The organism is Micromonospora sp. CPCC 205546, assembly GCF_036902715.1.
In the GTDB taxonomy this organism is placed as follows: domain Bacteria; phylum Actinomycetota; class Actinomycetes; order Mycobacteriales; family Micromonosporaceae; genus Micromonospora.
Map to the genome: position 1 here is coordinate 1 of NZ_JBAKHL010000001.1, position 11,743 is coordinate 11,743.

Annotated in this window: 8 protein-coding genes and 1 pseudogene; 5 read left to right on the forward strand and 4 right to left on the reverse strand. The window is 76.5% G+C overall.

Annotation, left to right across the window (positions count from 1 at the left end; genetic code table 11):
• Window positions 1–2,529 (reverse strand): annotated as a pseudogene (locus V6U77_RS00005) (hypothetical protein); the annotation flags it as partial.
• A gap of 144 nt (window positions 2,530–2,673) precedes the next feature.
• Here V6U77_RS00005 and V6U77_RS00010 point away from each other — a divergent pair.
• Both V6U77_RS00010 and V6U77_RS00015 read left to right on the forward strand, forming a co-directional pair.
• Window positions 2,674–3,312: a TetR/AcrR family transcriptional regulator gene (locus V6U77_RS00010; RefSeq protein WP_334603963.1), complete on the forward strand. Its 639-nt coding sequence runs from the start codon at window positions 2,674–2,676 to the stop codon at window positions 3,310–3,312.
• Between the two features lie 65 nt (window positions 3,313–3,377).
• The gene (locus V6U77_RS00015; RefSeq protein WP_088960194.1) at window positions 3,378–3,605 is read left to right on the forward strand and encodes a DUF3107 domain-containing protein; all 228 of its coding nucleotides are present in this window, start codon (window positions 3,378–3,380) and stop codon (window positions 3,603–3,605) included.
• A gap of 58 nt (window positions 3,606–3,663) precedes the next feature.
• Here the strand turns inward: V6U77_RS00015 and V6U77_RS00020 are convergent, their stop codons facing one another.
• A complete protein-coding gene (locus tag V6U77_RS00020) occupies window positions 3,664–4,317 on the reverse strand; it encodes a ferritin-like fold-containing protein (protein WP_334603964.1) in 654 nt (217 codons plus the stop codon).
• Window positions 4,318–4,631: 314 nt separating this feature from the next.
• Between V6U77_RS00020 and V6U77_RS00025 the strand changes: the two genes are divergently transcribed.
• The 3 genes from V6U77_RS00025 to V6U77_RS00035 all read left to right on the forward strand — a co-directional run bounded on the left by V6U77_RS00025 (window position 4,632) and on the right by V6U77_RS00035 (window position 8,227).
• The gene (locus tag V6U77_RS00025; RefSeq protein ID WP_334603965.1) at window positions 4,632–6,302 is read left to right on the forward strand and encodes a DEAD/DEAH box helicase; all 1,671 of its coding nucleotides are present in this window, start codon (window positions 4,632–4,634) and stop codon (window positions 6,300–6,302) included.
• 215 nt (window positions 6,303–6,517) lie between these two features.
• Window positions 6,518–7,678 (forward strand): class I SAM-dependent methyltransferase, encoded by a 1,161-nt coding sequence (locus V6U77_RS00030; protein WP_334603966.1) that lies wholly within the window; start codon window positions 6,518–6,520, stop codon window positions 7,676–7,678.
• A 132-nt stretch (window positions 7,679–7,810) separates the two neighbouring features.
• Window positions 7,811–8,227 carry a helix-turn-helix domain-containing protein gene (locus tag V6U77_RS00035; protein WP_334603967.1) on the forward strand — a complete coding sequence of 139 codons (417 nt, stop codon included), beginning with the start codon at window positions 7,811–7,813 and terminating at the stop codon, window positions 8,225–8,227.
• Window positions 8,228–8,269: 42 nt separating this feature from the next.
• Here V6U77_RS00035 and V6U77_RS00040 read toward each other — a convergent pair whose 3' ends face one another.
• Window positions 8,270–9,361 (reverse strand): hypothetical protein, encoded by a 1,092-nt coding sequence (locus V6U77_RS00040; RefSeq protein ID WP_334603968.1) that lies wholly within the window; start codon window positions 9,359–9,361, stop codon window positions 8,270–8,272.
• 127 nt (window positions 9,362–9,488) lie between these two features.
• Window positions 9,489–11,651: a RecQ family ATP-dependent DNA helicase gene (locus V6U77_RS00045; RefSeq protein ID WP_334603969.1), complete on the reverse strand. Its 2,163-nt coding sequence runs from the start codon at window positions 11,649–11,651 to the stop codon at window positions 9,489–9,491.
• Window positions 11,652–11,743 lie beyond the last annotated feature (92 nt).

Here is an 11,743-nt window from a genome sequence, read left to right on the forward strand (position 1 = left end):
CTCGCAGCGCCGGCCCCCCCGCCTCCCCCCGGCCCCCCGGGGCCCGGCGCCCCCCGCCTCGACGGAGCGCGCCGCGGAGCCCGGTGCCCTGGCGTCGACGACGCGCGGCTCGGCCGACCGGCGGCGCACCGGCGCAGCGGGCGCGGCCGGCATGCCGGGCAGGTTCTGCGGGGCGGCGGCCAGCCCCATCCGGTCCTGCAGCAGGCGGGCGACCTGCCGGCTCACCTCGGCCGGGTCGGCCCCGTCGGCCAGGTCGAGCCGCAGGCTGTGCGCGCCCGCCGGGGTGCGGCGCAGGGCCGCGTCGCGGACGCCGGCCACGCCGCGGACGGCGTCGAGGATGGCGTTGACGTCGAAGCCCTCCGGGCGCTCCCGCAGCGGGGCGGGCTCGTCGTCACGGCGCAGATGGGTGGCGATGCGGGCGAGTTCGGGGGTTTCGGCGGGTGGCTCCACGGCTGGCGGCTCCGGCACGACGGGCACGTCCGGTTCGGCGGGGACGCGCTGCGGCAGCACCGCCGACGCGGGGTCCGGCGCCTGGTCGGCGGCCGGCGGAGCCGGCTCGGGGGCGGATCGGCGGGCCGCGTAGGGAGGTGCGCCCGCCGGGGCGGGCGTGGACGGGTCGCGGGCGGGCCGCCCGAACCCGCCGGTCGTGGCCTCGGCGACGGGCTGCGGCCCGCCCGGGGCCGGTTCGGGGCTCTCCGGCCGGAGCCGGAACGGCCGGGTGACGCGGTCCGGGGTGTCCTCGGCGCGTGGCGCCGCGACGGTCTGCGGGGCGTACGCGAGCGGGGGCGCGCCCGCCGGGGCGGGGACCGACCCGCCGGTCGCCCAGGCCGGTAGCCCGCTCGGGGCGGACGGTTCGACCTCGGACCCCGCCGGACGGTCGACGGCGGTGGCCGGTCGCTCGTACGCCGGTCGGGTCACCGGCGCGGGCTGGTCGACGTCGTAGGGGTGGCCGGGCTCACGGGGCGGCTCGTAGGGCCGGGCCGGCTCGGCACGCGGTGGCTCGTACGGGCGGTGCGGCTCACCGGCCCAGGCCGGCTGCTGTTCCTCCCGGGACCGGCGGCCGACGGGCTCGGCCTCCTCCCGCGAGCGGCGCCCCGCCGACTCGGACTCCTCGCGGGACCGGCGGCCGACCGGCTCGCTCTCCTCCCGCGAGCGGCGCCCCGCCGACTCGGACTCCTCCCGTGACCAGGGCGGCGCCCAGGCGGCGCCCCAGCTCGGGCGGTTCCAGTTCGGGCCGGTCCAGTCCGGCTCGGCCGTCGCGGGCCACTCCGCCCCCGAGCGTCGCGGCCCGCCTGGTTCGGGGTCGGACGACGGTTGCCGGTCGATGCCCGAGGCGCGCTGTGCGCCGGCCTGGTCGGTGACCGGCGACCGGCCCCCTCCCGGTTCCGGGTCGGCGCCGAAGCCACGCCCGGCCGGTCCGGCGGCACGGGGCAGGCGGTCCTGACCGGATCCCCCGGCCGTGCGGTCCGGGTCGAAGCCGCCCGCCGTCGGTTCCTGGCCGGCGCCCGGCGTCCGCTCCACGCGGGAGCCGCCGGCCGCGGGGTCCTGGCCCGGGCCACCGGGCGCGCCCTCCGGGCGGAACTGCCCGCCGTCCGTGCCGACGGCGACGGGGTCGACCCCGCGGTCCTCGCGGAAGGCGCGGTCCGCGCCCAGCGCGTGATCCACGCCGGTGACCCGGTCGCCGGGAACCGCCCGGTCACCGGTGGCGGGGGCGGCGTCGGCAGGGCGCTCGGCGGCCCCGCGCTCGATGACGGCACGGTCGGCGGCGGCACGGTCGGCGCGCGCCGGGAAGGGGCGCGGTTCGGCGGCCGGCGGCTCCGACGGGAAGTGGTTGCCCCAGCCGTGCGCCGTGCCGGCGCCCGGGGGAGGCTCCTCGGCGGCGGCACGCTCGGCGGTCGGCGCGTGGAAGCCGGGCGGCACCTCGAATCCGCTGGCGGCGGTGCCCACGGGCGGAACCTGGACGGCCGGGGGCGCCGACGTCGGCAGGCCCGCGTCGGACCAGCGGCTCGGGCGGCCGGTCGACGGGCCGTCGGAGGAGCGCCGGAGCGCCCCGGACTCCGGCTCGGTGAACCCGTGCTGTGACTCCGGCGGTTGTTCGGCCGCCGGAACCGGGCGCTGCGCGGGCACCACCAGCCGGTCGTGGCCCGGGTCGCGGCGCTGCTCGCCGAGCAGGCCGGGCGGGGCGCTCACGGGGGCCTGGCGGTTGACCGGCGCGTCGTCGGCGGCGTGCTCGACGCCGTTGGTGCGGTGGCCGTTGACCCGGGTCGGCGACTCCGCCCCGGCAGGCGGGCCTGGCACCGGTGGTGGCAGGTCGCCGTGTCGCGGCGACGAGGCGGCCCAGCCGGGGGTCGGTTCGGGCGGCCCCCACGGCGAGACCGGCTCGCGAGGGCCGGAGACCTCCCCGCCCCGGGACCAACTGGCCGCCGGGGGTGCCCACCCGCCGCCGGAACGGCCCAGGTCGTCCTGCGGACCCGTTCCGTCGCCGTGCTCTCCCGGGGTGGCGGCACCGGGTTGCCCTGTTTCACTCACCGCGCGCTCCTTGGTCGCCCCCGCTGAGGCTACCGTGTGGTGACAGTGGCGATAAGTTACGGCGGCGGGCCAATTCCGCGACGGGTCCCGGGCCCGACCGGTTCGGGTGAAATGCCGGCTCGTACGAAGAACTCGGAGGTTCCCATGACCGCTGTGGGGAACGGTGCCCATACCGCCGGCCGGCCCACCCGCCTGCCCCGTTCGGCGCGCCGCAAGCAGTTGCTCGCCGCGGCCCAGGAGGTGTTCGTCGCCCAGGGCTACCACGCGGCCGCGATGGACGACATCGCCGAGCGGGCGGGAGTCTCCAAGCCGGTGCTCTACCAGCACTTCCCCGGCAAGATGGAGCTCTATCTCGCCCTGCTGGACACGCACTGCGACGCGATCCTGGCGAAGGTGGACGACGCCATGCGCGGCACCAACGACAACAAGGAGCGGGTCAGCGCGTCGGTGCGCGCGTACTTCGACTTCGTCGACCACGAGAGCGAGGCGTTCCGCCTCGTCTTCGAGTCGGACCTGCGCAACGACCCGGCGGTACGCCAGCGCGTCGCGCGGGTGGAGCAGGGCTGCATCGCGGCGATCACCGACACCATCATCTCCGACACCGGAGTCAGCCGGGCGCACGCCGAACTGCTCGCCTCCGGCCTGGTCGGCGCGGCCGAGACCGCCGCGCAGTTCTGGCTCGCCCGCGGCCGGCAGCTGCCCAAGGCCGAGGCGGAGGCACTGGTCGCGGCGCTCTCCTGGCGGGGCATCGCCAGCTTCCCGCTGCAAGGTGAGTCAGCCTGAACATCCGGCCCCGAGATCGGATAGCCTTCCCATCGGCGGCTCTTTCGCCCGAATGAGGAGGCACAGTGGAGGTCAAGATCGGCGTGCAGTACGCGCCCCGTGAGCTGGTCCTGGAGAGCGCGCAGTCGCCGGCCGAGATCGAGCAGATCGTGACCGACGCCTTCGGCAAGGACGAGGGCACCCTCTCCCTGACCGACGAGAAGGGCCGGCGGGTCATCGTGCCGGTCAACAAGGTCGCCTACGTCGAGATCGCCGAGGCGTCGCCGCGCGCGGTCGGGTTCACCGTCCGCTGACCGCTCCGTCCGCGACGGGTGACCGGACGATCGCCCGTCGCGGACGGCCGGTCGCGGATCAGTTGTTCAACCCGGCGGCGGCCATCCGCGTGGCGTGCGCCGCGGTCAGCCGCCCGAACAGCCCCGGCACGTCCACCCGTCCGCTGCGCGCGACGAGCGAGGTGAGCGCCCCGCCCTCGGCGGCGGCCACCCGGCCGGCCTGCGACAGCGCCTCGCCGACCAGTCGTCGCGCCCACATCGAGAGCCGGCCGGCCACCCTCGGATCGGCCTCGACGGCCGCCCGGATCTCGGCGACGGCGAACTCGGCGTACGACGAGTCGTGCAGCACGTCGAGGACGAGCTGACGGTCCGGGTCGGCCAGGCCCACGGCGATCTCCCGGAGGAAGTCGTCGCTGATGGCGTCGCCCACGTGAGCCTTCGTCACCGCCTCCGCCCAGTCCCGCGGCTCGGTCGAGTCGTGGTACGCCTGCAGCGGCCCGACGTAGGGCGCCATCGCGTCGTCGGGGAGTACGCCGAGCGCGACGAGCCGGTCGGCCAGCCGCCGGTAGTTGTCGATCTCGGCGGCGGCCATCCGGCTCAGGGCCGCCCGCCGGCGCAGATCGGGGGCGAGCCGGGCGTCGGCGGCCATCCGCTCGAAGGCCAGCAGCTCGCCGAGGGCCACCAGGCCGAGCAGGTCGACGACGGCACGGTCGGGCAGATCGGTCGCGGACACCAGCGCAGGCTACCGCCCGCCGGCAACCCGGCCGGAAGTGGCTCAGATCACACCGGTCGCCCCCGGCGTGGCGCGTGCGCTCGGAATCAGGACGCCCCCGGGTCGGTTCAGGTAGCATGGAGCAGTTGCCGCGGGCGCCGACCTGGCCAGCCTGATCCGAGCGATCAGCCGGTCCGATCGAGTGTGAGGCCTGCGGAGCGCGTGCGGCCCGGTCCGGCAAGGCAGTCTGCCGCCGACCGTGTGGCCCGCGCCACACCGAACGCGCCCTGAGGACATGACGGGGCGCACCCACGAGAGGGCACCCCCAAATCCATATGAGCGAGCTGACTCAAGACCTCATGGACGGCCAGGAACTGGCCGCCACCGCTCCGGTGCGCCCGGAGGCACCCACCTTCGCCGAGCTGGGCGCGCGTCAGGAGACCGTCGACGCGCTGGCCGCGGCCGGCATCACCCGCGCCTTCGCCATCCAGGAGTACGCGATCCCGATCGCGATGCGCGGCATCGACATGATCGGCCAGGCGCCCACCGGCACCGGCAAGACGCTCGGCTTCGGCGTACCGCTGCTGGAGCGGGTGTTCGCGCCGGGCGAGGGCAGCGACGGCGTGCCGCAGGCCCTGGTCGTCGTACCCACCCGTGAGCTGGGCATCCAGGTGGCCAAGGACCTCGCCGCCGCGGGTCGGACCCGGGGCGTGCGGGTGCTGCCGATCTACGGCGGCGTGGCGTACGAGCCGCAGATCGACGCGCTGCGCAAGGGCGTGGAGATCCTGGTCGGCACCCCCGGACGCCTGATGGACCTGCAGAAGCAGAAGCACCTGCGGCTGGACCGGGTCCGCGCGCTGGTGCTGGACGAGGCCGACCGGATGCTCGACCTGGGCTTCCTCGACGACGTCGAGAAGATCCTGGCGATGCTGCCGGAGGACCGGCAGACCATGCTCTTCTCGGCGACCATGCCGGACCCGATCGTCACCCTCTCCCGGCGGTTCCTCCGCCAGCCGATGACGATCCACGCCGGGCACACCGCCGAGACCGGGCCGTCGCCGCAGACCGAGCAGCTGGTCTACCGCACCCACTCGATGAACAAGGTCGAGATCGTGGCCCGCATCCTGCAGGCCGAGGGGCGCGGGCTGACCATGATCTTCACCCGCACCAAGCGGGCCGCCGACCGGGTCGCCGAGGACCTCGACTTCCGGGGCTTCGCGGTCGCCGCCGTGCACGGTGACCTCGGGCAGGGCGCGCGCGAGCGGGCGCTGCGGGCCTTCCGCGCCGGCAAGATCGACATCCTGGTCGCCACCGACGTGGCGGCGCGCGGGCTCGACGTCAGCGGCGTCACCCACGTCATCAACTACGACTGCCCCGAGGACCAGGACACCTACACCCACCGCATCGGCCGTACCGGCCGGGCGGGGGCGACGGGCGTCGCGGTGACCTTCGTCGACTGGGACGACATGCCCCGCTGGCGGATCATCGACAAGACGCTGGGCCTGGAGATGCCGGAGCCGGCGGAGACGTACCACACGTCCCCGCACCTCTACACCGACCTGCACATCCCCACCGACGTCAGCGGCACGCTGCCGACCGCCGAGCGCACCCGCGCGGGGCTGTCCGCCGAGGTCGAGGAGGACCTCGGCGGCGGACGCTCCCGCCGGGGCGAGGGCGGCCGGGGCGCGCGGCGCGGCGAGCGGGGCGACCGGGGCGACAGCCGTGGTCGCGGTGACCGCCGCCCGGCCCGCGCCGAGGGCGGGTCCGACGCGCCGGAGGCCGGCGCTGCGGCCGACGCCACGGAGGAGGGCGCCCGCGTCCCGCGTCGCCGTCGGCGTCGCCGCGCCGGCGAGACGGTCGCGGGCGAGCCGACCACGGTGATCACCGGCGAGGCCACCGACACCCCGGTCGCCGCCGAGGGCGAGGCCACGAAGCCCCGCCGGCGCCGGCGCCGTCGTGGTGGTGGCTCCGCCGCCGGTACGCCGGCCGAGGCGACCGCCGACTGACCGACGAACGTCACCCGAGATCCCCCGGACCGGTGCACCCGGTGCCGGGGGATCTCCTCGTCGCGGCCGGTGGTCCGGACGAGCGCGACAAGCACACCGGCAGTCCCGCGTCGGACACTGGTCCGGACGAGCGCGACAGCACACCGGCCGGCGCGTCGGACACCGCGCGCGGGACGTGTACCGGGAGACCGCCGGTCGACCAGGAGGATGGAGCAATGCCCGAACCGCTGGACGCCGCCCTGACCGAGGTCCGGGCGCTCCTGCTCGACCCGGCGCTCACCCGTGCGGTGGCCGCCGGGCGCCGACGTGGACACCGGCCCTCGATGGTCCGCGCCGAACTGCGGCCGGTCGCGCTGAAGGCGGGCCCCCGGTTGCAGATCTCCACCTCCGACGGCTCCCGCCCGTACACCCGCAACGTGGCCCCCGGCGCGGAGGCGGACGCGGCGGTGGACGCCCTGCTGGCCGAGCCGTTCGGCAACTGGCACGTGGAGACGGCCGACGCCACCCTCCAGCTACGGGTCACCAAGTCCGGCGAGGCGCAGGTGCACCGGGCCGCCGCGGCCCGGCCGGCCGTCGAGCCGGACGGGCACGACCGGGCGAAGGAGTACCTGCTCGACCCCGGCGACCCGATCTTCGCCGAGATCGGCGGCTCGGCGGCGAAGCGGCGCCAGGTCGACGCGTTCCTGCGGGCGCTGGCGGCGACCCTGCCCGACGACCTGACCGGCCCGTTGCGGGTGGTCGACCTGGGCTGCGGCAACGCGTACCTGACCTTCGCCGCGTACCGCTACCTCGCCCGGCGCGGGCTCGACGTCGAGCTGGTCGGCGTGGACGTCCGGGAGGACCAGCGGCGGCGCAACACCGAGCTGGCCGAGCGGCTGGGCTGGGCCGACCGGGTCAGCTTCGTGGCCGGCACGATCGCCGACGCGGTCGTGGAGCCCGCCCCCGACCTGGTGCTGGCCCTGCACGCCTGCGACACCGCCACCGACGAGGCGCTGGCCCGGGCGGTGCGCTGGCAGGCGCGCTGGGTGCTCGCCGCGCCCTGCTGCCACCACGACGTCGCGGCCCAGCTCCGCGCGCGACCGACGCCGACACCGTACGAGCTGCTGACCCGGCAGGGCATCCTCCGCGAGCGCTTCGCGGACGTCCTCACCGACGCGCTGCGGGCCGGGCTGCTGCGGCTGCACGGCTACCGGGCGGAGGTGGTGGAGTTCGTCGACTCCCGGCACACCCCGCGCAACCTGCTCATCCGGGCCCGGCGCACCGGCACCCCGCCGACTGCCGCCCAGCACGCGGAGTACCGGGAACTGGTGAACCAGTGGGCGGTGACCCCACGGCTGGCGGCGCTGCTGCCCACGCCGGACGCCGCCACGGTGTGATCCGTGCCGTTCGGCAGGGCGCACAGTCCCGCCGACGGGACGGTCTGTCGATCAGTGAATCTTTTCCTTACCTTTCCGTACTACCCTCGGAGGCGCACCGCCGGGTGCCGGTCGGAGGGAAGACCCGCAGGAATGGGTTCCGTAGAGGTTTCGCCGCAGATGGCCTTCGCACGTTTCGTGCGGCGCGCCATCGACGACGCCCGCGAGGAACGCGGCTGGACCGTCACCGACCTGGCGTCGCACACCGGCGTCGGCCGGTCGACCGTGTTCCGCTGGCTCGCCGGGGACTGGCAGGACTACCCCGAGCTGGCCAAGGTGCGCGGCTTCTGTGCCGCGCTCGACCTGCCGGTGGCCGCCGCGTTCCGCGCGCTCGGCCTGCCCGACGCCGGCCCCTCGCCCCGCCGGCGCGTCGACGACGGCCCGGTAGAGGCGGACGTCCGGGTGATCCTGCAACGGCTGGCCGACCCCGCCGTGCCGGCCGAGGAGAAGCACCACATCCGCGACCTGCTGCGCTACCTGGCCCGCCGCCCGATCCGCCGGGCCGGCTGAGCGGCCCACCCTCCACCCGGCCGCAGGACCCGCCCGGCGGGGTCAGGGCACGGTGAGCGTGAACTCCGCGGTCCGCACCACGCCGGCGACCTGGAAGTCCAGGTAGAGCCGGTACCGGCCCGGGTCGGGCGCGGTCACCCAGAACGTCACCGCCCCGTCGACCGGCTGCGGTTCGGGGTGGACGTGCAGATAACCGAGGTCTCCCTCGCGCAGCGCGACCAGGTGCCCGTACGCGCCGAGGTAGCGCTCCAGCGCCGGGCGCCCGCCGGCCGGGTCGCCGACGCGGAAGGTCAACGGGACGGTCACGCCGGCCTGCGGGGTGCCCTGGTAGCTGACGGTGAACCCGTCGACCGTGGCCGAGGTGGCCGCCGCCGGCAGCAGCCTCGGCTGGTAGCCGCCCGGCGCCGTCAGGTCCGCCCCGAGGGTCACGGCGGTCTGCCGGCCGTCGTCGGCGAGCGCGGTGAAGTCGGCGTACGCCCGCCAGACGCCCGGCTGCGGCAGGGTCAGCGGCACCGACCAGGTGCCGTCGGCCGCCATCGTCGGGTGCAGGTGCTGGTAGCCGGTCAGGTCGCGGCGCACCACGATCAGGTGCATCGGCTTGTCGTGCACGACCGCGAACCGGGTCACCGGGCGGCGTCGCGCGTCCCGCACCTGGAAGCGCAGCTCGCCCGGACGGCCGGCGGTGAACGCGGCGGCCACCGGGGCGAGCGTGTAGCCCGCCGCGCTGACCGAGAGGCCGCCGGCCTGCGCCGCCGCGGCCTGGTCGACGCCGTGCTCGTGGGCCCCCGTCCCGGGCGCGTGGCTGTGTCCGGTGAGGGCGCTGTCCGGCCCCGCCGCCACGGACGGGCCACCGCCGTCGAGCCGGCCGAGGCCGAAGCCGAGCAGGACGGCGAGCACCAACCCGCCGACGACCAGCGCCAGCCGGACGGTGCTCCGGTCCGGCACGGCCGACACCTGCTCGGGCGCGCCCGCCCCGCGCTCCGACGCGACCGACCCGTACTCCGGCGCGGACGGCGCGGGCGAGCCGTGCTCCGGCGCGGACGGATCGGGCCGCGGCGCGGGCGAGCCGTGCCCGGGCGCGGCCGGCACCTGATCAGCCACCGCCGCCGTCCCGCTCGCGGCCGCCCAGCTCATCGGTCATGTCACCCACGCTACCGCCCCTTCGGACCGCGCCGGCCCGCCGGTCAGGCGGCGTGGCGACGGTCGCAGTCGCACCCGGCCGGGAACTTTCCGGGCCCGGGTGGCCCGGCGGGAGGTGCCGTCAGCCGGCCACGGCCAGCGCGAGGGGAAGCACGTCGGGGGCCCCGGCCCGGCGCAGCTCCCGGGCGACCATCGTCATCGTCCAGCCCGAGTCGACCAGGTCGTTGACGAGGAGCACCGGCCCGTCGAGCCCGGCGAGGGCGTCGGCCAGCCCGTCCGGCACGGCGAAGGCGCCGTGCAGGGCGCGTACCCGCTGGGCGCTGTTGCCGCGCGGGCCGCCGGCCGGCGCGCCCGTCGGCGTCATCTGGCCGAGCAGCGGCAGCCGGCCCACGGCGGCGATCCGCTCTGCGAGCGAGCCGACCAGCCGGGGCCGGCGGCGCGAACCGACCGCGACCACGCCGACGGGGCGGCGCGGCCACCGCTCGTCGCCGTGCGCCCACGCCTTGAGCACCTCGACCACGGCGGCCGCCACGTCGTCGGGGACGTCGGCGTCCGCCGCCTCCGGCCCGACCAGGTCGCGCAGCCGGCCGCCCCACCCCAGGTCGGACAGCCGTCCCACCGCGCGCCCCGGCAGCGCCTGCTCCGCCGGGGCGATCCGCCCCTTCAGCGGTACGCCCACCGCCTCCAGCCCGGTCGGCCAGAGCTTCTTCGGCGCGATCTCCACCCCGGGCCTGCCGAGGAAGGTCTGCGCGGCGCTCAGCGCCACGTCCGACACGTCGGCCGTGAACAGCGGGCCGGCGCAGCGGTCGCACCGGCCGCAGTCGGCGGCCCCGGCGTCGTCCAGGCACTCGCGCAGGTAGCGCAGTCGGCAGTCGGGGGTCCTCGCGTACTCCCGCATGGCCTGTTGCTCGGCGGTGCGCGCCTCGGCGACGCGGCGCAGCCGGGCCTCGTCGTAGGTCCAGGGCTCCCCGGTGGCGAGCCATCCGCCGCGCACCCGGCGGACCGCGCCGTCGACGTCGAGCACCTTGAGCATCAGCTCCAGCCGGGCCCGGCGCAGGTCGACGATCGGTTCGAGCGCCTGGGTGGAGAGCGGGCGGTCGGTGCGCAGGGCGGCCAGGACGGCGCGGACCTGCTCCTCGGGCGGAAAGGCGAGCGAGGCGAAGTAGCGCCAGATAGCGGCGTCCTCGGTGCCGGGCAGCAGCAGCACCTCGGCGTGCGCGACGGCCCGGCCGGCGCGGCCGACCTGCTGGTAGTACGCGATCGGCGACGGCGGCGCGCCGAGGTGCACCACGAAGCCGAGGTCGGGCTTGTCGAAGCCCATGCCCAACGCGCTCGTGGCGACCAACGCCTTGATCTTGTTGTCCAGCAGGTCCTGCTCGGCGGCCCGCCGGTCGGCGTCCTCCGCCTGGCCCGTGTAGGAGGCCACGGCGTAGCCCCGGGAACGCAGGAACTCCGCGGTCTCCCCCGCCGCGGCGACCGTCAGCGTGTAGACGATGCCCGAGCCGGGGAGCCGATCCAGGTGGTCGGCGAGCCACGCCAGCCGGTGCGCCGGGCTCGGCAGCTCGACCACGCCGAGGCGCAGCGACTCCCGGTCCAGGCTGCCGCGCAGCACGAGGGCGTCGCCCAGCTGCTCCGCCACGTCGGCGGTGACCCGGGCGTTGGCGGTGGCCGTGGTGGCCAGCACGGGGGTGCGCTCGGGCAGGTTGCCGAGGAAGGTGCGCAGCCGCCGGTAGTCCGGCCGGAAGTCGTGCCCCCAGTCGGAGACGCAGTGCGCCTCGTCGACCACCAGCAGGCCGGTGGTGGCCGCCAGCTTCGGCAGCACGGTGTCCCGGAAGTCCGGATTGTTGAGCCGCTCCGGGCTGATCAGCAGCACGTCCACCCCGCCGCCGTGGATCTCGGCGGTGATCTCGTCCCACTCGTCGAGGTTGGCGGAGTTGATGGTGCGGGCCCGGATGCCGGCCCGGGCCGCCGACTCGACCTGGTTGCGCATGAGCGCCAGCAGCGGCGAGACGATCACGGTCGGCCCGGCGGCACCGCCCTGGTCGCTCTCGGGTAGCGGTGCGGCGGCACCGCCCTGGTCGCGCTCGCGCAGCAGGGCGGTGGCCACGAAGTAGACCGCCGACTTGCCCCACCCGGTGCGCTGCACGCAGAGCACCCGACGGCGGTCGACCACCAGCGCCTCGATCGCCCGCCACTGGTCCTCCCGGAGCCGGGCGTGCTCGCCGGCCAGCCGCCGCAGCACCGCCTCGGCCCGCTCCCGTACCGCCGTCCGATCCTGACTCATCCGGCATTTCTACCAGCTACCTCGGACGTCCCCGCCGGACGACCGGGGCTGAGCCGGCAGGAGTCAGGCCGGCTCGCGGGACACCACCGCCC